The sequence below is a fragment of the Hydrosulfovibrio ferrireducens genome (assembly GCF_046883345.1).
In the GTDB taxonomy this organism is placed as follows: Bacteria; Desulfobacterota; Desulfobulbia; order Desulfobulbales; family Desulfurivibrionaceae; genus Thiovibrio; species Thiovibrio ferrireducens.
This window is the reverse complement of sequence record NZ_JALKCW010000011.1, coordinates 63158-84399: the sequence shown is the minus strand read 5'-3', so window position 1 is coordinate 84399 and position 21242 is coordinate 63158. Positions and strand designations below refer to the sequence as shown.

The window sequence follows — 21242 nt, the reverse complement described above, 5'->3', positions numbered from 1 at the left end:
ACTTCGGAGAGGTGATTCGCCTAAAAAGCGGTTCTGCCCGAAACGAATATGCCGGGCAGTCGCACCCCCTCCCGTCGAGAGGGGAGTCAGAATCACAACGCAGGTCGGCCACTACTGCCTAAACCTCTCACAGATGCCTGACGATTTCAGCCAGACTGGTTTCCAGCCTACAGCAGACATCGTGGATATGGATGCTCTCCAGGCTCAGCGAATCGATCACCACCAGGGTTTCCGGCGGCAACACCTTGCCGAACCGCTCCCCGGCCCGCCGGGCCACCTCCCGCACCGCGTCCTCGGCAAACTGCGGCTGGCTGTGCGAGGTGTAGACCAGTTGCGCCTCGTCGGTCCTTTTCAGCAGATCCTGGGTCACATGCAACGCCTCTTCCAGACAGGCCAACAACTCGGGGATGCTCGGGGCAAACCCTGTTGACTGCATGGACAGGGTGGTCTGGGAGCGCTGCGAATGGGTGGGCAAGGGGCACGCATCCCCTTCCTTGCGAAACAGGGTCTGGTTGTAGGCCTGGGTGCAGGGGCAGGCGGTGATGTGGGTCACGCCCACCCCGAACACGGCCACGCTCTCCAGCTCCTCCCCCTGCTTGGCGAGCTTCAGGTCAAGGCTGACCGCAATGGAATCCACCGACTGCCTGTTGCTGACCATGGCCGTGCGGATGAGCGGCAACTGCCCGGAAAGCCTTACCCTGCCGCGATTTGCTCCCTGGCGCGCCATCATTTCCCATCCGAGCTGCACGCCGTAGTCGCGGAGATCGGAAAACTCCCGATCGTACAGGCCGGCAATCACCTCCTCCATGCGGGACATATGGATGCCGCGGACCTCCGCGGCCAGATTCACCTCCAGCCGGGCCGCAAAAGGAATCAGCCCTTCGGGCAGCCGGACCCAGACGGTTTTCCCGCAGATGCCGACCTCGGGCAGGGGCAGCCCAAAGGCAGGATGCTGCTGGGGAATGTCAACCCCTTCCGCCAGCACCCGGGCATGATCTTGGGGGGATATGGATGGTTTCAAATGAGCTCCTCCTGTTTCAAGGAAATATACCACTGTTGAATAGTCTGCCAATCCCCCTGTTGCCGGGTCCATTCGGCCAGGGCCTGAAACCGGACAAGATTCTCGGCCGCGGCCCCGGTTTCCGCCAGGGCACAGGAGACCGAGGCCAGCAGGGTCTCCAGCCGTTCGCTGTTCGCACCATTGCACAGACTGCCATGATGGAGATACCGCAGGGTGATGGGTTCCTCCCCGCAAAAGCCAAAAGGGAACCGTTGGGCAAGCCGGATAAAAAAAGACCAATCCTCGCCCAGCTCTCCGGAGCCGAAGCCGCCCACCGCAACACAGGCCCCCTTCTCCACCGCCATTGCCGAGGGGACCAGAAAACACCAGCGGGACAACGCGGCAAGGCAATGCCCTTCCAAGGCCATGCCCGGCTCGGGGAGGCAAAATTCCCCGCCGCCGACCTGATCGCAGTTCCTGGTCACGCCATAGGCCACCGGAAAGCCGCGGGCCATGGTCCGCACCAGGCGTGCGACATGACCCTCCAGCCAGACATCGTCGGAATCAAGAAACATGACCACCTCACCGCACGCCTCGGCAACCCCGGCGTTTCTCGCCAGACCAGGCCCAAGGCCGGAGCGGTGCAGCAGCCGCACCCCGGGAAACCGCGCGGCAACCAGGGCAGCGGTGTGGTCCGTCGAGCCGTCGTCCACGACAATGATCTCGCTCACCGGAATATCCTGCGCCATCACGCTGGCAATGGCCCGGCAAGTCATCTCCGGCCGGTTTCTGGTGGGGATTACGCAACTGATTCGCATGGCCGTTGTGATGATTCCTTTTGCTCTGTCTGACGAGGGTGCGCTGTGCCGGGCAGGAAGACGCCCTGCCCACTCTCCAGCATAACACATAAAACTGGACTGCTCCAAGGGGATGGATTCGGCATGCCTGTCTGAACAAGGCGGGAGGCGGGCAGGGTCTCGACCGATTTTCTCCTTGCCTTTCAATCCCATGCCACATAGAATCACTAACTGGTGGAACCAACGGAAAAATTACCGGAACCGCTCTTTTTTCAAAACTGGAATTAAGTACGGTGTCCCCAGAATTCACCAAAGGACGATCACAAAATGGTGCATCCTCATACAACTCTGCAACCCCTTCTCCAAAATCTTAACCTTGGCTCTTCTGTCGCTGAATTTGATGATCTACTTTATAGCGCGCGCGTAGATACATCTGCTTTCAGCGACATTTTTTTATGACAGAGTAGATCTCGTGCCTGGCACGAAGGGATCTGGCAAGACAGCCCTTTTCAGAATTTTCGTCGATTTTTTACCGGAGACCTTGCTTCAAAGCCGGAAAGTAGTAATTGCTCATGGTGTGCAAAAACAAGGCGACTCGGTTTTCCATGCCTTTAAAAATCAGCCCGTAGCCCGTAGGATGCGGTGAGGGACGAACCGCATCGATCGAGTTCCCCACACAATCAACAACCTCGGACACCTATGGTTGAATATCGGCGGCCAAAGATCACTGGTGGCTCGTATTTTTTCACCGTCAACTGTGCCGAACGCCGGGGCAATCGGACTCTCACGGAAAATATCGATTTACTCCGGCAGTCGTTCTCGAAAGTGAAACGGTCGCATCCGTTTTCCATCGATGCCATAGTGGTTCTTCCAGAGCATCTCCATTGCATATTCACCTTGCCGCATGGGGACGCCGATTTTAAAACAAGGTGGGCATTGATCAAGGCCGGATTCTCCCGCGCTTTGCCGGCCACCGAAAGAAGATCATCGAGCCGCATAAACAGGGGAGAGCGGGGAATTTGGCAACGGCGCTATTGGGAGCATTTGCTTCGGGATGAAGTCGATTTTGAGCGCCATGTCGAGTATATTCATTGGAATCCGGTAAAACACGGCTGGGTTGAGCAGGTCAAGGCATGGCCTTACTCGAGTTTTCATGATTACGTCAGGAAAGGTTTGTGTCCCGAGGATTGGGCGAGCGAACCGAGCAGCGGTGTTTGTGGTGGTGAATAACCCGAGCGGTGCACGATCGATGCGGTTCGTTCCTCACCGCATCCTACGGGCTACGGGCTAGCTCAATAATAATATTGTTGGGCGCCATATACAGAACTCAAGTATCAACAGGAAATCATAATGGCCAATGGCTTCATCTATGTTCTGCTGAACCCAGCATTTCCCAATATGGTCAAGATTGGGCTAACCGAAGGCACCTCGGAGAGACGAGCTCGCAATATTTCTTCAGCTACAGGCGTCCCGACCGATTTTATTGTCTTGTACGACACTCTCGTTAATGACGTAGAGGAGGCTGAAAAAGAAGTTCACGCATACTTCTCTGATTATCGCGTTAATAAGAGAAGAGAATTTTTTTATGTACCACCGAAACTAGCAATCCGTGCATTGATTGATATCACGCAGAAATATCCCGTCTCCCCTGCTCTAGCTGCTGCCATCGACGATGCTCTGCCAATGCTTAAATCACGATTCCCCAAGTTTCTCGACCCAAATATTTTTAGTATTCGAATGATTACTGTCCCTGGTTCATGCTATCTAAAGATTGGCAGGAGCCTTAATGGGCTAGAGGAATACTCAGAGGAGGAACTTCCCCTAGGAGGACTTAAAACACCGGAAACGGTTACGCCCGAGGTAGTTGAGCACAACGCAAAGTTGCTAGCGACTTTGGATGAATACGACTGGATCATGGTTTCAGACATATTTCCCAAAGAAGTTGCTTTACAGATTGCGAAGGAATGGGAAGGCCCGGGAGGAAAATTGGAGCAGCTTAAAATCAAATAGCACTCGAGGAAAATACAGAACGTGCTGATTGAGAACTTGCGCCTAACCCATCATTCAACGGCCTGCGCAAAAAGCCGCGCAGGCCGTTGAATTCAAACGTAATACCCCCCATAATAGGCTCGAATTTTTCAAAAATCTACAACAAGGAAGGACAATGGAAAACATCCTCTGGTGGCACTGGATTGTCCTGGGAATTATTCTGATACTCATGGAAATCGTGGTGCCCTCGTTCACTATTTTCTGGTTCGGCCTGGGGGCGGTGGTGACCGGTCTGCTGCTGGCCGCGCTCCCGGACGTTTCGCTGAAGTGGCAATTACTGGTTTTTTCCGCGTCCAGTCTCGGGTTTACCTTTTTCTGGTTCCGTTTCTTCGTGCCACGAAAAAAAACCAAAACCCTGCTGGCTGATGACCAGACAGCCATCGGCCAGATGGGAATTGCCGCCACCCGGGCCCTGGTTCCGGGAGAGCATGGCCGGGTGGCGTTTTCCGTCCCGGTGCTGGGGGAGGAATCGTGGATGTATCTGGCCGACGAACCCATTGAAACAGGCAACCGGGTTCGGGTTATCGCAATTCTCGTTTCAGACCAGGGAGAACGGGTTCTCAAAGTAAAAAAAGTGCTGTAACGGAGTTTAATCTTCACCTGGAGGAATATTATATGGATGTGGGACTCATTATCGTCGTTGCCATTCTGGTTCTTGTGTTTGTGACCATTGCCAACGGGGTCAAGATCGTGCCGCAGGGGTATGAGTTTGTCATCATGCGGCTCGGCAAATACCATACGACGCTGACGCCGGGCCTGAACCTGATCATCCCGTATATCGACACCATTGCCGCCAAGGTGACCAGAAAGGACATCTCCCTGGATATCCCCAGCCAGGAGGTCATCACCCGGGACAATGCGGTGATCATCACCAACGCCATCGCCTTTATCAACATCCACACCCCGCACAAGGCCATATTCGGCATCGATTTCTACGAACACGCCACCAAGAATCTGATCATGACCAACCTGCGGGCCATTATCGGCCAGATGGACCTGGATGACGCCCTCAGCTCCCGGGAGCAGATCAAGGTGAAACTTATCCAGGCCATTGCCAATGATCTTGAGGATTGGGGCTTGACGGTCAAGAGTATCGAGATTCAGGACATCAAACCATCGGCGACCATGCAGGCCTCCATGGAGCGGCAGGCCGCGGCGGAGCGAATCCGTAGGGCGGCCATCACCGAGGCCGAAGGCGAAAAACAGGCCGCTATTCTGACGGCGGAAGGCCAGAAGCAGAAAGCCATCCTGGAGGCGGAGGGCGGCCTGGAAGCATCGCGAAGGGACGCCGAAGCCCGGGTCGTTCTGGCGCAAGCCACCAAGGATGCCCTGGCCCTGGTGCAACAAGGTATCGGCAACGAGCAGTTGCCTGCCCTCTACCTGCTGGGCGAGAAATATATTGGCGCCTTGCAGGAGCTGGGTCTTTCCGGAAACGCCAAGACCGTGGTCCTGCCCGCGGATCTGCCCGCAGCGCTCCAGGGGATGTTTGGCCTCAAGGTTGGAAAATGACCTGCCGGTTGCTCGCTGCGGTTTCAGGCAAATACAGTTGACAGCACCACTCATCACCGTGGTACTTACAAAGAAGCAGGCATCAACAGGTGAAAGTGCGGGAAGTCTTTTCATAACCCCCAACAGAGGAGACAACCATGTCAGGAAGCGTCTACAAAATCATCGAAGTGGTGGGCACCAGCACCGAATCATGGGAAGCGGCGGCCCAAACGGCAATCGACACGGCGAGCAAGAGCCTGAAGGATCTCCGGGTCGCCGAGGTCATCAAGCTGGACATGAAGATTGAAAACGGCAAGGTGACCGCCTACCGGGCCAGGGTTTCGCTTTCTTTCAAGTACCATTCGTAACCGCACCAGGCCAAGGGGGCACACGGATTGCACTGTCATCAGTGCCCCCTTCGCTCTTCCTCTCCAGGGCAAATTACCCGCGCGGGATCGCCCCCTGCGGCCACCTTCCTTGATCCCTAAGACGAAATCAGCCCCAGCCAATGATCTACCGCATAGCCGCCGACTGCGTCCTCCTGCTCCATCTCGCCTTCACGCTTTTTGCCGTTTTGGGAGGCTTGCTGGTGCTGCGCCGCCCTTCCCTGCTGTGGCTGCATCTTGGCGCAGTGTTTTGGGGGGTGGCGATCGAGTTGGCGGATTGGATCTGCCCGCTTACGCCGCTGGAAAATTTTCTGCGGGAAAGAGGCGGCGAGGCAGGCTATGCGGGAGGATTCATCGAGCATTACATCGGCCTGATTCTCTATCCCGAGAACCTGACCATTGCGCTGCGTTATTTGCTGGGCCTGGGGTTGGTGGCGGTGAACCTGCTCATCTACGGCTATATCTTCTGGATACGCCGCCGCAGGAAGCCCTTGGCTTAAAGCATTACCAGCCTTTCCTCCCCGATCCTCACGAGCGGACTAAAAAGCCTCTCCATTGCTTGCCCAAAGAAACGAACCCCAAAAAGGGCACCCCGACACTTGTCCCGCCACAGGCGGGATACCCGGAGTGTATGGCCCGCATGGGGTACTCCTCGATGCTGCCGGGGGTTTACACACTCGGCTAACGCCTCACACAGCGCAAAGCCCTTTTTCGGCAGCCTCTCCGGTGCTCGGCTGCGTGCCAATGGGGAAAAAACTAAAAAAAAGCCCCCTTCCTCGGAAGAAGAAGGGGGCTTAGGGAGGGTGCGGAAACCAGGAATATTACTTCTTCATCCTGGCAGCGCCTTTTGTTTTCATGGGATCGCCCTTGTAGCCGAGAGCCTTCCAATCGAGACGGCCTTTTGCGGCGTGGCAGTCGTTGCACTTCAGGGCCTGGCTTGCCGGGGCAACCATGTGGTTGATCCGCCAGTACATGACGGTGGGGGCAAAATCGTAGCTGCCGCTGTATGCCAACCCGGAGGCCTCGCTGCCGGCCCTGGCCGCCTTGTTCCAGTCAAAATTCTTCCAGTAGGCATCCTTGTCTTCCTTGTTGGTCGGCCAGACCTTGGGAGTCAGGAAGTACTTGTTTTCCTTATCGTAGATCTGCTTTCCGGTATGCACCTTGAAGGGATAGATCTTGGCGGTCTTGTCCTTGATGCTGCCCGTAGGCGCATTCAACTCGGTGACCTTGGACGGATCGATCTTCTCGCCGCGCAGATAGACGGTGGCGTTACCGTTGTACCATTTATAGGTGGGCTTCACGTCTTTCTCCCACTTGAAATGGCCTTTCTTCTTGTCGTAGCCGTCGCGTTTCTCCGTGCCGAACACCTGCTCGTCCACCTTGATGTCCTGACCGGCTGTGGACCAATCCCACTCCACCTTGGTGGGCATGGCCTTGGCAAAGGTGGGGATATGGCAGGTCTGGCAGGCCACGGTGGCGGTATGCGTGTTCAGCTTGGCATTCTTGTGGGGCTTGGCGTCATGACACTGGGTGCACTCCAGATGATTCTTGCCGCCGGGCGTGACGATCATGGAGTTGCCCTTGATCTCATGCTTCTGGGTGGTGTGGCACTCGGTGCACTGAAAATTCAGGCCGTCGGAGCCCATGTGCACGTCAATGGCCTTGGTGGGATTGACCATGGACGAATCGATATCCCCGTGCTTGACGTTGTTGCCGCCGCCGCCAAAGCCATGGCAGGACACGCAATTTTTCTTGGCAGGCTTGCCGACGCCCTGGGCCACGGCCACCAGATTAACGGGTTTGGCGTCCAACTCCGGGTTGCCGGTGAAGCCAAAGGGCATGCCGGCGGCGGGAGGCGCTTTCTTGTAGGTGCCGGTGGTGTCATGGCAGACCAGGCAATCCACCTTGTTCTTGTCGGTGAAATCGAAGGTGGCATCCTTCCAACCGTAGCTGATATGGCAACTCGTGCAACGGGGCCAGTTGGAATCAACGGAGATGCAAAAATTATTGATGGCGTTTTTCTTGCCCAGCGCGACCTTGCCCTTCTTGCCGGAGATCTCCTGCTCGCTGGCCCAGGTCCAGTGGGTGGTTTTCATGATGTCCGTTGCCGCGTCCGCATGGCACTCGAGACATTTCTTGGTCACATCCATGGGCGTGGCAAAAGGACCGGTGATCGCCTTGTGCGCCTCACCGGCATAGGCCGATCCGCCGACCACCACAGCCGACGCAACCAGCATTGCCGAGAATACACGGGATTTTTTCATAGCCTTTTTCTCCTCCTTATAAAAAATGAACGGTTACTCTTCCCCTTTCCTGGCCCCATGACAGAGGCGATATAGGCAGCATATTGCGGTTACAAGAAGCAAATTGGGTGCCAGGCCCCAACAAAACAAGCAAAGGGATGAATTCGCGTGATAAAAGCAAGGCCAAGGGGCTCTGCGCCACCAGGAAAGGGGCGCAATGTAATTTGACCAGGAGGGGTGAACACGGGATAACGCAGGAGAACAACAAGAAAAAACAACACAAGGCCGCAAAATATCTTGCGCCCGTTACCGCGAACCGGGCGGAGTATTGCCCTGATTTTGGCAGATCGATCGCCCGAGCGCTATACGCGCCGGTTGCCGGGAGGAAAACAGAGAGCCGCCTCGCGGACCCGACCGGCCAGGCGATGCTCAATATACTCGCCAACCAGGGGGAGCATGTCGTCGAGGTACTGACCGATCTCCTTTTCCGTTGCCGTGGTCAGGGTCTGGCAGAATAGACATTTCCGCTCGCCCCCGCCCGTGGAGGGCAGGCCGAAATCCTCCAGCACATGCCGGGTGATCATCTGGTCGTCAAAATCCTCGTAGACCGGGAAGGTGGTGTTGATCCCGAACCGGGCCGACAGCTCCCGGATCTTTTCCATGAAAACCGGGGTCTGCTCGGGGTAATGCCCCTGCTTCTTGGTATAGCCGGCCACGAAATGGGGGACGAAATGCTCATGGCAATAGACGATGGCCCGGGCGTGCATCCCGAGTTTACAGGCCACGCAGACAAGATTTTTCCCGTTGTAGCGGGGCATCATTTCCTCATAACGGTCGAGCCACAGCCCCTGAAACATCCGGCCCATGTCAAGCTCCACCATTTCGGCCTCCGGAATCTTCTTGGGATCGGAGGCATTGGCCAGCAGGATTTTGTGCGCGGCCAGAAAACGGTTTCTGGGAAAATCGGCAAAGCGGCCCATGCCGTTGAGCATGTGGAGGAGATGGATGCGCACCGGCCTGGGCAGGCCGGGATGATGACCGGCGCTGGCCAGGGCATAGAGGGCGAGGGAATCCGTCCCTCCGGAATATAAGATCGCCAGTTCCTGCTGCATGGTCATTCTCCTTTGCCTACCCGGTATTTCAAAAAGACTTCCCCGGTTGGTGCTGCCTCGCACGAAACCAGGGCCAGCGGCAGAAACGGCTCCCCCAGCGGCTCAGGGCCGCCACACAGGGAGGGTGCCCCCTGAGCTCCGGAAATCTTCGGGGTCAGGGTGAGGAGAATCTCATCGACAACCCCTTGCCGCAGGCAGGCGAAGTTCAACCCGCCGCCGCCCTCGATCAGCACCGAGGCCGCGCCGAGTTGTGCCAGATGGGCAAGGGCCGCGGCCAGGGAAAGCCCCCCTCCGGATGCAGACGGCAGGGGGACGACCTGGGCCAGCGCACCCAGCCTGTGCCGCAAGCCGGCAGCCGTTGCCGACCCGGTAAAGATAAGGGGAGGCTCCCCGTGCTGGAAAACTTTTTTCCCCACCACGGGAATATCGCCGGACTCGGTGATGAACCCCCTGATCCGGTGGGGCAAAAGAACCCCCTCCGGCCCCCGCATCTCCGGATCGCCCTGGCGCAAGGTTTCCGCGCCCAACAGGCTGGCATCGCTTGCCGCCCGCATCCTTTCGAGCAACCCGCGATCAAGCGGGCTGCCGGTAAGGCCGGGGCCGATGCGTCCGCAGATGGTGCTGGCCGCGATGATGGTTACTTTCACGTTGCCCCTCTTGAAAAGAGCCTACAGGTTTTCATTGACAAGATGGGCCTTTTTTCCCATAGAGTCAAGCAACCACGACACTCGAAAAACCTCCGCCCGTTGCCAATGAGAATACCCATGCCGCCGACCTTCCGTTCAAGCCTCGTCAACCTGCACCACATCAATTTTCAGGATTTCAGCAACAGCCTGACCCCGGAAGAAGCACGGGAACCAAGCCCTGCGCTGCTGGATTCCGTTGCCCGAGCCGGGATTCTCCACCCGCCCATCCTCAGGGAACAGGGGCGAACCAGCATGGAGATCGTCACGGGCCGCAGACGGCTGCTGGCGGCCCAGCAAACCCTGCACTCCATCTCGACCATCTGCCTGGTTCTGCCGGCGGATACCCTGCCCGCGGAAACCCTGGCCATCAATCTGGAAGACACCGTGCTCCGGGGCGACATTTCCGTGGTCGAGCAGGCGATCTTTTTCCAAAAGATCCTCGCCCACCTGGATGAGAACGAGGCGGCCCAAAGGTTTCTCCCCGTTCTGGGACTGGAACCCCACCGCCATCATCTGCACAGCCTGTTGCCGCTGCTGCGGCTTGAAGAACACCTGCTCACCGCGCTCCACGAAGGCCGATTGCATGAAGGGGTGGCCAGGGAATTGCTGGCCCTGAACTTCACCGACCGCCTCTCCCTCTATGAGGTCATGGAGATTCTGAGCCTCAGCGTCAGCAACCAAAAAAAAATCACCATTTCCTGCCGGGAGCTGGCAGCCAGGCACAACACCTCGGTCATGGCCCTGCTCAGCCAGCCCGAGGTCCGGGAAATCCTTGACCCGCAGGAGACCAACATTCCCCAAAAAACAGCCCGGCTCATGCAGTGGCTCACAGAACAACGCTTCCCGAACCTCACCGAGGCGGAACAGGAATTCCGCGCCTTTACCGCCGCGCTCAAGCTGCCCAACGGGGTGGCCCTCAATCATTCACCCTCCTTTGAACAGGACCAGGTACACCTCACCATCCCCTTTACCAATCGGGAAGCGCTGCGCACAACCTGGCCGCTCATCGCCGACGCCTTGAAGGCGCACGAGGGCTAGCCGGCCAGGTTGGCTCTGATGGCCAGGATCGTGTCTATATTTTCAAAAAAGAGATCCACCAGAATCGGGTCGAAATGCACGCCGCGTTCCGCGCGGATAAGATCAAGGATAGCCTCCATCTCCCAGGCCTGCCGGTAAGTACGGTCACTGCCCAGGGCGTCAAAGACATCGGCAAGGGCGGTGATTCTGGCGCTGATGTGGATATCCTCCCCTTTCAAGCCCTTGGGATACCCGCTGCCGTCAAACTTTTCGTGATGCTGCATGGCAATGACGATCGCGGCCTTGACAACCTCCCGGTCGGAAAGACCCAGCATCTCCTGGGCCCGGCTGGTATGGGTCTTCATAATCTCAAACTCGGCAGCGGTGAGCGGCCCGGTTTTGTTGAGAATGGCATCGGGGATGGCGACTTTGCCGACATCATGCATGGAGGAGGCAAGACGGATCACCTCCACCTCCCGCGGGCTCATGCCATGTTTTTCCGCGAGCAGCCGGCTGTATTCCGCCACCCGATGGACATGGTTGCCGGTCTCAAGGGAACGCATCTCGGCAAGCTGGCCCAGGGTATAGATGATCTCCTTCTGGGTTCCCTCAATTTCCTGGGTTAAAAGCACATTTTCGTAGGCCACCTGGACGTTGCCGCAAAAAACCTCGATCATCCTGCGGTCAAGCTCGCTGAGATCGCGCCAGCCCTCGAGATAGATAACCGTTTCCTCCCCGCGCTCACTGCAAAAATACCCGATGTACCGGTTGTCCTGGCAGATGGATTGCTTGAGCGCCGTGGCCTGCTGGACATAGGCAAGAACCTTGGCCGGCAAATCTCCCCCAACCTCGGCATCGAGATACGATTCGTAGACCCCGGTGGCGGCAAGCATCTTGAAACTGCCCTGGATATTGGCCACCGCGATCCCGGAAGTCCGGCAATAAAGGGCGTTTTCACTGAGATGGAGGATGGCGACCAGTTGGGTAAGAACCCCGCTGGCCAGATTGGTGACCGAACGGAGGCGGCAGATGGAGGTGGCCGCATCGATGATCTTTTCCAACCCCTTGCGGTTGGCTTCGATGGTAAGGATGTCCCGGTAGGAGCGCAGGGAAGCCACCATGGTGGTGAAGAGCTTCTGGGCGGTAAGCTCGGTTTTCTCCTTGTAATCATTGATGTCATACTCAATGATCACCTTCTCCGCCGGCGCCTGGCCGGGCTGGCCGGTGCGCAGGATGATCCGGACAAAGGAATTTTTCAGCTCCTCCCGGATATGGCGGACCACATCGAGTCCGGCATCATTTTTTTCCATGACCACGTCAAGAAAAATGATGGCGGTGTCGGGATGCTCGGCAATGAGTTCCCTGGCCTCCCTCCCGGAATAGGCGTGCAGAAAGAGCAGCCTTTTGTTCTCGTAGGAAAAGTCGGCAAGAACCAATTTGGTGACGGCATGCACCTCTTCCTCGTCGTCAACCACCAGCACCTTCCAGGTGCCGTTGGCCCCGGGCTGTTGCCCGGAAGAACCAGGCCCCTCCGGCTCATCCGCAAAAAAAACCGCCTCATGTGACTCCACCATGCGATACCCCCCCAGGTATGGCGGCCGGGAAAAGCAGAACAAAGGATGTTCCCTTTCCTGGCTTGCTTTCACAGGTAATTGACCCCAATAATTTCTGGGTCACAAGATTATATACGATATGCAGCCCTAAACCGCTCCCCCCTTTTTCCCTATTTGTCGTAAAAAATGGATCAAAGGCGTGGCTGACCAGATCTTCGGTCATGCCCTTGCCGTCATCGCTGTAGCAAAACCGGACATTGCCCCCCTCCAGCCCTATTTCCACGAGCAGAACGCCGGCCTGATCCCCATCGTAGGCATGGGTCAGCGAGTTGGTGATGAAGTTGGTGACGATCTGGGAAAAGGCCCCGGGATAGCTGTTCAGCTCCAGATCCTCGGGACAGGAGATCTCCAGGCGATGACCGGTGTTCTTTAAAACCGGCCTCAGGCTCAGGCAGACCTCGGCCAGGTATTCCTTGACCCGAAATGTCCTGCGCCCCTCCCCGGACTGATCCACCGCCACCTGCTTGAAGCTGCGGATGAGTTCCGCGGCCCGGTGAAGATTGGAAAAGATCAGACTCGCCGCATCCTGGCAAAGGGCAAGATACCGGTCAAGATCACCGCGTTTCATCCGCCCTTCCCCGTAGAGGGCCACAATCTCCCTGGTCTTGTTCTCCAGATGCGACGCCGCGGTTACGCCCACACCCACCGGGGTGTTGATCTCATGGGCAACCCCCGCCACCAGATCCCCCAAGGCCGCCATCTTCCCGGATTGCACCAACTGCGCCTGGGTCTGTTCCAACTGCCCCAGGGTTTCCCGCAATTCCAGGTTGGCGGCGTCCAGACGGGCGGTACGTTCCATGACCCGCCGCTCCAGGGTTTCGGTCAGGGCGAGCAGATCGCGTTCAGCCTGCTTGCGCACGGTAATATCTTCAAACACCACAACCGTACCCATGACCGTTTCGCCTTCCACAAGGGGGGTGCAGACAAACTCCACCGGAAAAACAGCGCCGCCTTTTCTGGCAAAATAGCTTTCCCCCCCGCGATTTTTTCTCCCCTGGCCATAGGCCGCGCACACCGGGCAATCCTCCCGGCCATGCGGTTCGCCGTCCCAGCGCACATGATGGGGAAAATCGTGCAGATGCTTGCCGATCAATTCCGCCTCATCATACCCAAGGATCTGCAATCCCGCCAAGTTGACAAAGGTTATGCGCCCCTCGGTGTCCAAGCCATAGATTCCCTCCCCGGCGGATTTCAGGATCAGCTCGTACTCCCGGTGCAGCCTGGCAAACTGCTCTTCCGCGGCGTGACGCACCGCAACCTCTTTCTGTAGCAAGAGATTGGCGTCCTCCAGGTCGGCGGTCCGTTCGCGCACCCGTTCCTCAAGCCGGTGGTGGGCCGCGGCAAGTTTCTGCTCCGTCTCCAGGCGCAGACCGATCTCTTTTTCCAGGGGAGCAAAGGCAATACGCCTCAGAGTGAACCACAGGGCAATTCCGGCGATCGCCGTGAGGAAAAACGAGGCAAGCCCCAACTGCCAGTGGAGCTTGCGCAAAAGAGCATCCACCTCGCCGGAGGAAGCCACCATCTGCAGGCTCAGCAGCTTCTTGCCCTGAAAGTGCACCTTCTCTTCGACCAGAAAGACTTTTTCCCCTTCGCCCGGACGGCTGAAAGCAAAAAGATCCCTGCCCTCAGGGTCGATGGCGGCCAGGCGCACCACCTCGGGATGCTCCTCGCCCCAGCGCCGGACGAATCCGTTTATCCAATCGTAGTCATACTTGAGGGACGGCTCAAGAAAATTGACCGCCATCAGTTGGAGATCCCGGCGGACTTGTTCTTCCGCCCTGGAAAACAAAAAATTCCGTTGATGCCGGGCAATGATGATGTCGCCCAGCACCATGAAAAAAAACAAGACGGCCATGAAAGCCATGACCGCCTTGCTGTATCTGCCCTGCTGCGGGCCTGATTGCATGTAACCGCCCTCTTTTTCGTTCGTCAACAGGAGGAATACCCGCAACTCACGCACTGGTTGCAGCCGCCGCTGCGCCGCAGGCTGATCTTGCCGCAAGCCGGGCAAGAGGCATAGGAGGACGGCTCGGCATAGGGTTCGGGATCCTGCTCCACCTCGCCTTCGCCGCTCTTGTCAAGCACCTTGGCCAAGGCGGCGGGGATTGAATAGACCCTGCCCAGCGAGGCGCTGATCCAGGCGCCGTCCGAGGAGATATCCTCCAGGGTCCGGGCGATCTTGCCCACCAGCCGGTAATCGTGCTGGAGCGCCACGGAAATGACCCTCCCCAGGGCCTCGCTCATCCCGTGCAGAGTGGAGCCGGACTTGGTGGTGTTGAGGAACACCTCGCGCACATGCCCCTGGCCGCCCTTGTTGGCCGTGATATACAGCGGGGCAGGCCCACGGAACTTGTAGGTGGAGCCGCTGCGCACGTCCATGTCGCAGAATTCGCAGGTCGCCTCAACCTTGCCGCCGTGATCGCTCAACACCCCTTCCATGGAAGAATCGCGGAACATGGTGATGCCCTTGAGGTTGCTCTTCCGGGCATATTGCAGGATCTTTTTGATATCAGCCACCGTGGTGTCGGCGGGCAGGTTGATGGTCTTGGAAACCGCGGTATGGTTGAAGGCCTGGCACGCCTCAAGAATCCGGATCTGCTGGTACGGCTCGATCTTGTGCGCGGTCTGCTCGGCAACCCACTCCAGCTTCTCTTCCTCGTACTGGTAAAACTCCAGGGGCACCAGGATGAACTCCTTCCAGGAATCATCCACATCCTTGACCTTGCGGCGCTGGATCATGGAGAAATAGGGCTCCACCCCGGTGCAGGCCACCCGCATCAACTGGGAGATGGACCCGGTGGGAGCCTGGGAGGTGGTCACCGAATTGTACAGCCCGCCGAGCTTGCGCAGGGTGGTGAATATCTCGCTGGTCCGCTTGCGCCACTGAGCCTTGTTGGGCATGTCCGATTCGATGAAGGCAATGGCCTCGCTGTCGATCTTGTCGACATAGGGCATGTTCCATTCCTGGGGGGTGAGCTTTTTCTGCTTGCCTTCCTTTTTGATGAAATCGGCATAATCAAGACTGCCCTGCATGGAGCCCAGCATCAGGACCAACTGGGTCGCCTTGGCAAAAAGCGGGGCCTCGTGCTCATCGGCATAGGAAACGCCGAAATGGTTCATGGCGTGATGCAACCCGGTAAAACCTATGCCGATGGGCCTGAACTTGAGGGTATTGGCCTTGATCCGCTCAATGGGGGGGAAGCCGCCCAGATCAAGGATTTCGTTGCCGGCAATGGCCGCAAGCCTGGCCGCCTCGAACACCCCGTCGAAAAACTTGCCCTTGTCCTCCTGGAGACACTTGGACAGGCAGACGGTGAGCAGATTGCAGGCAGTATCCTTGGTGGAAAGATATTCTCCGCAGGGATTGGAGAAGATCGGATTGTATTTGGCTGGCACCGGGGTGTTGGCCAGGCTTTTTTGGGTGAAGAGCAGGCCGGGGTCACCGGATTTCCAGATGTACTCGGCCACCAGATTGGTAAGCTCCTCATCGTCCCAGAACTTCTCGTTGGTCACGTTGAGCGAGATGTTGCAGCCGGTGTAGCGGCCGGGATTATCCCCCTTGAAGGAGATGAACTCCTTGACGTCCTTGATATCCCAGTCCGCCTGAATCATCAGGGCGCCCCGCCGCTTGCCGCCCTGGCTGATGCGCTCGGAAAGATGGGAAAACCCCTTGGCAAAGGAAACCGGGCCGGAGGCAAGGCCCTGGCCGTTATCCACAATGGTGCCCTTGGGCCGGATCTTGGTCACGTCGATGCCGCCGCCGCCCGCATGCTGGAAGATGCTGACCAGATCGCGCTCCATGTCGAAGATCGCGTCGGTGGAGTCTTCCACGTCGCCCAGGGGATAGCAGGAATAATACCCGGCCCGCCGGGTATAGGGGTTGCCGCCGTTCATCAGAAAAGGGGTGGCAGTAATGATGGTGCCGTGGATCAGGGCCTTGGCGACCGCAGGATGCTTGAACTGCTTGCTGACGCGCAACAGCACCTGGGTCATGTCCTTTTCCATGGGCACCCCGGTTTTATTGTTGCGGATAGCATACCTGGCCTGCACAAGATACTCTTCAAAACGCTCCCATTCCTTCAGCGCTTCATCAAAACTGATCGGTAAATCCATCGGGCACCCCTTGGGTAAATGTCATGATTGTAACGGAAATAAAACACGATATGGCGCATCGCTCGCATACGCCACCACAATATATGGTACATCATACCCAAAGAGGGGCGTGGGAGGAAGTACTTTTTACGAGAAAAAAAGGGAAGGATATCCCGGCATTGCCACCCATCCCTGGGAAAAGGCCGACGGCAGAAGGAAACTGCGGATCGCTACAGGCGCTTAGACTGAAAAAGGGGCAGTTGAACAATAAAAATCGAGCCCTCACCGGGTCTGCTTTTGGCGATAATCCTTCCGCCGTGCCGGGCGACGATTTTTTCGCAGGTTGCCAAGCCGATCCCGGTTCCGTCGTACTCATGCCGACCGTGCAGCCGGACAAAGGGCTGAAAAATCCGCTCCGCATGCTTTTCCTCAAAGCCGATGCCGTTATCCTGCACCGTTATTTCATAGATTTTGCCCGGCAGCATTCTGCCTTTTACCTCGACCAGGGGAGGAATGCTTTTCTGCCGGTATTTCAAGGCGTTGGCAATGAGATTCTGGAAAAGCTGCCGGAGTTGGGTTCTGTCTCCCTCAATGGCCGCAAAAGTTCCCAGGCCGATGGTTCCCCCCATCTGCCGGGTTTTCTCCTCAAAATCATCCATCACCTCACGCAGGAGATCATCCAGGTCAACCGATCCGAAAGGGTGATGGCAGTTGCGCACCTTGGAAAGTTGCAGGATATTGTCCATCAGCTCCTGCAACTGGTGTCCGGCCTTGAGAATGCGCCCGAGAAATTCACCTGCCTTGCCGTCGAATTTCTCGGGCCATTTGGCCAGCAGCCGCTCGGCAAAGGAGACGATCAGTAGGAGCGGCTCTTTCATATCGTGGGAAGCCACATGGGCGAACTGCTCCAGTTCGGCGTTGGAGTGCCGGAGGCGCGCCGCCACCCGTTCCAGTTCCTGCTGCGCCTGCTGGCGCTCGGCCACCTCCAGCAGCAGTTGCCGGTTCACCGCCTCGGCCTCCTGGGTTCTCTCGTCCACCATCTCCTCCAGCCAGACCCGGTACTCCTTGAGCTCATCCTCCATCTTGCGCAGCTTGGTGACATCGGAGAAAACCCCGGTGGCATAGCCGCCAACAGCCTGGGCCCGGTCATGCACCCAGAGCCATTTCCCTTTTTTATGACGCAACCGGTAATGGAGATTAAAATCCCGCTCCTTGCTAAAGAGCAGGCCATACCGCTTGCGGACCTCGTCAACATCCTCGGGATGAACGTGGCTGAATCTGCTCTGCCCGAGCAGATCCTCCGGCTCGTACCCGCAGATCCGTTTCACCTTGGGGCTGACATAGACCAGCCCCCCCTCTGCATCCGCTCGCCAGGCAACATCGGGAATATTCTCAACCAGGGTCCGGAACTGTTCCTCGCTTGCCTGAAGGGCCAGCTCAATGCGCCGCTGCTCGGTGATATCCTGCAGCACCACAATACCGCCGGAATCTTCCCCGTTCACAAACCCCAGGGAGGTGCCGCTCATCAGCACCGTCCGGGTTTCCCCGGCAACCGGAATAGCAATCTCGATACTGGAAAAGGAACCCTGTTCGGACAGCACTTTTTCCAGCAGACAGGCTTCGCAGACCGCATGCCCCAAGACCACATCGCAGGATTTGCCGATCAGCGTCTCCCCGCGCACCTTGAAAAAATCCTCAAAGGCGTCATTGACATCCACCAGGCAACGCTCCCGATCCACGATAAAAGCCGGCTCGGCCATCCGCGAAAACACCGCGGCATAGCGCCTTTTTTCGTTGAGAATATACTGCCGCGCCTTGCGAAGCCTGTGCAGGACAGAACCACTTTCCTCCTTGACCCACTGACTGACGGCAGCGGCTTCCATCCGGTCGAAAAAAAGTGCGCATCCGGCCCGAACCTGCTCGCGGTTCCCCTCTGACAAACAGAGGAAAAAAACCTGACGGGCGCATTTTAGCAGAGAGAAAAAAATGGTGAACGACAGACCAAGCGGCCTGAAGGTGCGCACGGCCTCAAGACCGGCTGCGGCGGGGAGGTCGCGGGCGCGACCGGCTGGTTGGGGCGGAATGAGTGTGTCTGCCGCGGGATATGCGGCAAGAAAAGAGGCGAGATCTTCGGCAAGGCAGACGAGATACAGTTCCCAAGACTTTTCCTGTTGCGCAAGATGCCGGGCATAACCGGATTCCTCGGCCAAGGCGGCAAAAGCCGCATACACGCCCGGCCCATCAGAGCGTAAAGGAAAAAGCCTCTCCTCTTTAGGGTCATTAGCCATATTCTTTGCGTTGCCGTTCCTTCAGGATAATCTTGATGGGGATGGCGTCCAGCTTGAGCCCGGCCCTGAACTGGTTGAGCAGATAGCGGAGGTAGGAGAAATGCACCCCCTTGGGATAGTTGGCAAAAACGATAAAGGTGGGGGGCTTGGTGGAAATCTGGGTCGTGTAGTAGAGCTTGAGGCGCCTCCCCTTGTGCATGGGCGGATTATGCCCCTCCAGCGCATCCTGCAGAATCCGGTTGATCTTGCCGGTTGAAAAGGAGCCGCAATACTGTTTGTAGATCTTCGCCACCGTGGGCAGCAACTGCTTCACCCCTGCGCCGGTAAGGGCGGAGATCTTGAGCACCGGGGCATATTCGACAAAGCTCGTGGCCCGGGCAATCTCCTCCATCAACTGTTTCTGCCGCTTCGCATCGCCGTGGAGCAGATCCCATTTGTTCACCACGATCATACAGGCCCTGCCCCGTTCAAAGGCATAGCCCAGCACCTTGGTGTCCTGCTCGGTGATCCCCTCCCCCGCATCTATGAGGATCAGCACTATATCGCAGCGTTCCAGGGCGCCCAGGGCCTGGAGCACGCTGAATTTCTCGAGCTTCTCCTGCACCTTGCCTTTGCGCCGGATCCCCGCCGTGTCGATGAGCAGGTACGGCTGCTTGCCAACGGTAAGCAGGGTGTCCACCGAATCCCTGGTGGTGCCGGGAATATCCGAGACCACCATGCGCTCTTCGCCCAGCAGCCGGTTGATCAGGGAAGACTTGCCCACATTGGGCCGCCCCAGGCAGGCCAGACTGATGGTTTCCGGCGGGATGTCTTCGGATTCGGGAAAAACCGGCAGGGTTTCGAGCAGGGCCTCAAAAAACGGCTTGACCCCATAACCGTGCGCCGCGGAAACAGGCCAGAGCCTGTCCACCCCCAGCTCATAAAATTGGGGAATGAGCTTCTGTTCAAGCTCCGGGCTGTCCACCTTGTTGACCAAAAAATGCACCGGTTTTTCCGTTCGCCGGAGATAATCCGCCACCTCGTAGTCTTCCGGCAGCACCCCCTCCTTGCCGTCCAGCAGGAAGAGGATCACATCCGCCTCCCGCATGGCCTGCATGGTCTGTTCGCGGATCAAACCGGCCATCATCTCCCGGCCGTCGCCCTCAATGCCGCCGGTGTCGACCAGGATAAAAGTCCGCTCCTCCATGGTCACCTGCTCATAATGGCGGTCACGGGTCACGCCGGGGGTGGGGTCGACAATGGCTTTGCGGCTCTTGGCGAACCGGTTGAAAAGGCTTGATTTGCCGACATTGGGCCGGCCGACCAGGGCAACGATGGGATATCGGGTTTGCATGGGAGTTATGGGGTTCCGTGTTGTTTTAAGAAGCCGCGAGAAAATACCCGCGCCGCATGCCATGCTGTGCTGCCGCATGCGGCGTTATTTTCAAACGACGGCTTCCAGAAGAGTTCGCGCCTGTTCCACCACAGCGCGCAGCGAGGGGAAATCCCGCCCCTGCGGCGCATCCAGGTGCTCGTAAAGGGTGGCGGCGGCGGGGTTGATGAACTGTCGAAAAAAATCTTTCCCCCGATTCTTGGAAAGAAAGGCAAAAGCTCCCAGAATCTGCAGGTTGCGCTGCAGGGTCATGTAGTAATATCCCTCAATGAATCGTCCCCGGTCAAGGGGAATATGAGTGGCAAGCGCATCCAGGTAGAAGCAGAGAAGGGCCTGTTGCCGGGGCGGGGACAAACCGGCATAGGGATCGATGAGCAGGGAGGCGAGATCATACCCCAACGGCCCCAGTCTGGCACCCTGAAAATCAATAATTCTGACTTTTCCCTCGCAGATCATGAGGTTGCGCGATTGAAAATCGCGGTGCAGGATAAAATCGGCGGGTTCCTGCATGGCCCGCTCCGCCAGAAAGGCAAACTCCTGGTCAAGCCCTTGGGGCAAGTCGCTCATCCCCAAAAAATCCTCGCACAGGGCCTTCCGGAAATAGCCGGATTCCCTGGTCAGCATGAGGGCGCGGTCATAACGGGGGGTATCCCAGCACCACTCCGGCTGAAACCCTCGGCGCGTCTCGGTCTGCAAATGAGCCAGGGCGGCAAGGGCCTGATGGTAATAGGCCTCCGCCTCCTCCGCCTCCTCCCCCTCCGCACCATGCAGGAGGAGCAGATCATGAAGCTTGGTGTCGCCGAGATCCTCGCAGAGGATAAGACCGCACTCCTCGGCAAAGCCGTAGATCCGAGGAACCGGCACCCCATGGGTGAAAAAATGGCAGCCTATTGCATGGGCGGCCCGCGCCTCGGCCATGCCTTGGGGTTGGCCGGTGCTGGGCAACACCGCCAGCAGGGAAAAATCGCCCACGGCAAACCGGTAGAATTGCCGGTCGGAGCCGTCCCCGGCCATCCTGTCCGCCGCCTGCATCTCCTGGGGAAAACCCTGTGCGGCCAACAACCTGCCCAGGGCCAATCTGTGCTGATCCGTTAACACC

18 protein-coding genes are annotated in these 21242 nt (G+C 57.7%); 7 read left to right on the top strand and 11 right to left on the bottom strand.

Translation table 11 applies throughout. From position 1 onward, the window contains the following. Positions 1 to 127: 127 nt before the first annotated feature. Both MWR57_RS04980 and MWR57_RS04975 read right to left on the bottom strand, forming a co-directional pair. Positions 128 to 1021: a GTP cyclohydrolase, FolE2/MptA family gene (locus tag MWR57_RS04980; RefSeq protein ID WP_423123694.1), complete on the bottom strand. Its 894-nt coding sequence runs from the start codon at positions 1019 to 1021 to the stop codon at positions 128 to 130. Further along, positions 1018 to 1818 carry a glycosyltransferase family 2 protein gene (locus MWR57_RS04975; protein ID WP_423123693.1) on the bottom strand — a complete coding sequence of 267 codons (801 nt, stop codon included), beginning with the start codon at positions 1816 to 1818 and terminating at the stop codon, positions 1018 to 1020. The genes MWR57_RS04980 and MWR57_RS04975 overlap by 4 nt, the downstream gene beginning before the upstream one ends. Before the next feature lie 678 nt (positions 1819 to 2496). Between MWR57_RS04975 and MWR57_RS04970 the strand changes: the two genes are divergently transcribed. The 6 genes from MWR57_RS04970 (at position 2497) to MWR57_RS04945 (ending at position 6220) form a co-directional block, all read left to right on the top strand. After that, positions 2497 to 3027, top strand: a complete 531-nt coding sequence (locus MWR57_RS04970) for an REP-associated tyrosine transposase (protein ID WP_423123692.1) — start codon at positions 2497 to 2499, stop codon at positions 3025 to 3027. Positions 3028 to 3147: 120 nt separating this feature from the next. Beyond that, positions 3148 to 3807 carry a GIY-YIG nuclease family protein gene (locus MWR57_RS04965; RefSeq protein ID WP_423123691.1) on the top strand — a complete coding sequence of 220 codons (660 nt, stop codon included), beginning with the start codon at positions 3148 to 3150 and terminating at the stop codon, positions 3805 to 3807. A gap of 154 nt (positions 3808 to 3961) precedes the next feature. Continuing rightward, the gene (locus tag MWR57_RS04960) at positions 3962 to 4429 is read left to right on the top strand and encodes an NfeD family protein (protein WP_423123690.1); all 468 of its coding nucleotides are present in this window, start codon (positions 3962 to 3964) and stop codon (positions 4427 to 4429) included. Between the two features lie 32 nt (positions 4430 to 4461). Continuing rightward, positions 4462 to 5355: an SPFH domain-containing protein gene (locus MWR57_RS04955; protein WP_423123689.1), complete on the top strand. Its 894-nt coding sequence runs from the start codon at positions 4462 to 4464 to the stop codon at positions 5353 to 5355. Positions 5356 to 5492: 137 nt separating this feature from the next. Further along, entirely contained in the window at positions 5493 to 5702 is a 210-nt protein-coding gene (locus MWR57_RS04950; RefSeq protein ID WP_423123688.1) for a dodecin family protein, read from the top strand. Between the two features lie 140 nt (positions 5703 to 5842). Further along, a complete protein-coding gene (locus tag MWR57_RS04945; RefSeq protein WP_423123687.1) occupies positions 5843 to 6220 on the top strand; it encodes a DUF2784 domain-containing protein in 378 nt (125 codons plus the stop codon). Positions 6221 to 6541: 321 nt separating this feature from the next. Here MWR57_RS04945 and MWR57_RS04940 read toward each other — a convergent pair whose 3' ends face one another. The 3 genes from MWR57_RS04940 to MWR57_RS04930 form a co-directional block, all read right to left on the bottom strand. Continuing rightward, positions 6542 to 7984, bottom strand: coding sequence for a tetrathionate reductase family octaheme c-type cytochrome (locus MWR57_RS04940; RefSeq protein WP_423123686.1), 1443 nt, complete (start codon positions 7982 to 7984; stop codon positions 6542 to 6544). A gap of 341 nt (positions 7985 to 8325) precedes the next feature. Further along, positions 8326 to 9075 (bottom strand): hypothetical protein, encoded by a 750-nt coding sequence (locus MWR57_RS04935; protein ID WP_423123685.1) that lies wholly within the window; start codon positions 9073 to 9075, stop codon positions 8326 to 8328. A 2-nt stretch (positions 9076 to 9077) separates the two neighbouring features. Continuing rightward, on the bottom strand, positions 9078 to 9722 hold the full coding sequence (locus tag MWR57_RS04930; RefSeq protein WP_423123684.1) for a RibD family protein: 645 nt from the start codon (positions 9720 to 9722) through the stop codon (positions 9078 to 9080). Positions 9723 to 9839: 117 nt separating this feature from the next. On the opposite strand from MWR57_RS04930, the gene MWR57_RS04925 reads away from it, so the two are divergent. Further along, a complete protein-coding gene (locus MWR57_RS04925) occupies positions 9840 to 10799 on the top strand; it encodes a ParB/RepB/Spo0J family partition protein (protein ID WP_423123683.1) in 960 nt (319 codons plus the stop codon). On the opposite strand, the gene MWR57_RS04920 is transcribed toward MWR57_RS04925, so the two are convergent. From MWR57_RS04920 to MWR57_RS04895, 6 genes are all read right to left on the bottom strand, one after another. Continuing rightward, positions 10796 to 12352, bottom strand: coding sequence for a DUF3369 domain-containing protein (locus tag MWR57_RS04920; RefSeq protein ID WP_423123682.1), 1557 nt, complete (start codon positions 12350 to 12352; stop codon positions 10796 to 10798). The genes MWR57_RS04925 and MWR57_RS04920 overlap by 4 nt on opposite strands. Next, the gene (locus MWR57_RS04915; protein ID WP_423123681.1) at positions 12336 to 14297 is read right to left on the bottom strand and encodes a PAS domain-containing sensor histidine kinase; all 1962 of its coding nucleotides are present in this window, start codon (positions 14295 to 14297) and stop codon (positions 12336 to 12338) included. The genes MWR57_RS04920 and MWR57_RS04915 overlap by 17 nt, the downstream gene beginning before the upstream one ends. Positions 14298 to 14320: 23 nt before the next feature. After that, positions 14321 to 16504 (bottom strand): TSCPD domain-containing protein, encoded by a 2184-nt coding sequence (locus MWR57_RS04910; protein ID WP_423123680.1) that lies wholly within the window; start codon positions 16502 to 16504, stop codon positions 14321 to 14323. 209 nt (positions 16505 to 16713) lie between these two features. Beyond that, on the bottom strand, positions 16714 to 18771 hold the full coding sequence (locus MWR57_RS04905; protein WP_423123679.1) for a sensor histidine kinase: 2058 nt from the start codon (positions 18769 to 18771) through the stop codon (positions 16714 to 16716). After that, complete coding sequence (gene der, locus MWR57_RS04900; RefSeq protein ID WP_423123678.1) at positions 18764 to 20104, bottom strand: ribosome biogenesis GTPase Der; 1341 nt, start codon at positions 20102 to 20104, stop codon at positions 18764 to 18766. Before der ends, MWR57_RS04905 begins: the two co-directional genes overlap by 8 nt. 90 nt (positions 20105 to 20194) lie before the next feature. Then, a complete protein-coding gene (locus tag MWR57_RS04895) occupies positions 20195 to 21241 on the bottom strand; it encodes an aminoglycoside phosphotransferase family protein (protein WP_423123677.1) in 1047 nt (348 codons plus the stop codon). Between the last annotated feature and the right edge of the window lies 1 nt (position 21242).

Bases quoted from the DNA above. Each gene is read 5' to 3' on its own strand.
- MWR57_RS04975 (WP_423123693.1), bottom strand. From the start codon at position 1,818: ATGCGAATCAGTTGCGTAATCCCCACCAGAAACCGGCCGGAGATGACT.
- MWR57_RS04960 (WP_423123690.1), top strand. From the start codon at position 3,962: ATGGAAAACATCCTCTGGTGGCACTGGATTGTCCTGGGAATTATTCTG.
- MWR57_RS04915 (WP_423123681.1), bottom strand. From the start codon at position 14,297: ATGCAATCAGGCCCGCAGCAGGGCAGATACAGCAAGGCGGTCATGGCT.
- der (WP_423123678.1), bottom strand. From the start codon at position 20,104: ATGCAAACCCGATATCCCATCGTTGCCCTGGTCGGCCGGCCCAATGTC.
- MWR57_RS04950 (WP_423123688.1), top strand. From the start codon at position 5,493: ATGTCAGGAAGCGTCTACAAAATCATCGAAGTGGTGGGCACCAGCACC.
- MWR57_RS04940 (WP_423123686.1), bottom strand. From the start codon at position 7,984: ATGAAAAAATCCCGTGTATTCTCGGCAATGCTGGTTGCGTCGGCTGTG.
- MWR57_RS04965 (WP_423123691.1), top strand. From the start codon at position 3,148: ATGGCCAATGGCTTCATCTATGTTCTGCTGAACCCAGCATTTCCCAAT.
- MWR57_RS04910 (WP_423123680.1), bottom strand. From the start codon at position 16,504: ATGGATTTACCGATCAGTTTTGATGAAGCGCTGAAGGAATGGGAGCGT.
- MWR57_RS04905 (WP_423123679.1), bottom strand. From the start codon at position 18,771: ATGGCTAATGACCCTAAAGAGGAGAGGCTTTTTCCTTTACGCTCTGAT.
- MWR57_RS04955 (WP_423123689.1), top strand. From the start codon at position 4,462: ATGGATGTGGGACTCATTATCGTCGTTGCCATTCTGGTTCTTGTGTTT.
- MWR57_RS04970 (WP_423123692.1), top strand. From the start codon at position 2,497: ATGGTTGAATATCGGCGGCCAAAGATCACTGGTGGCTCGTATTTTTTC.
- MWR57_RS04925 (WP_423123683.1), top strand. From the start codon at position 9,840: ATGCCGCCGACCTTCCGTTCAAGCCTCGTCAACCTGCACCACATCAAT.
- MWR57_RS04945 (WP_423123687.1), top strand. From the start codon at position 5,843: ATGATCTACCGCATAGCCGCCGACTGCGTCCTCCTGCTCCATCTCGCC.
- MWR57_RS04935 (WP_423123685.1), bottom strand. From the start codon at position 9,075: ATGCAGCAGGAACTGGCGATCTTATATTCCGGAGGGACGGATTCCCTC.
- MWR57_RS04920 (WP_423123682.1), bottom strand. From the start codon at position 12,352: ATGGTGGAGTCACATGAGGCGGTTTTTTTTGCGGATGAGCCGGAGGGG.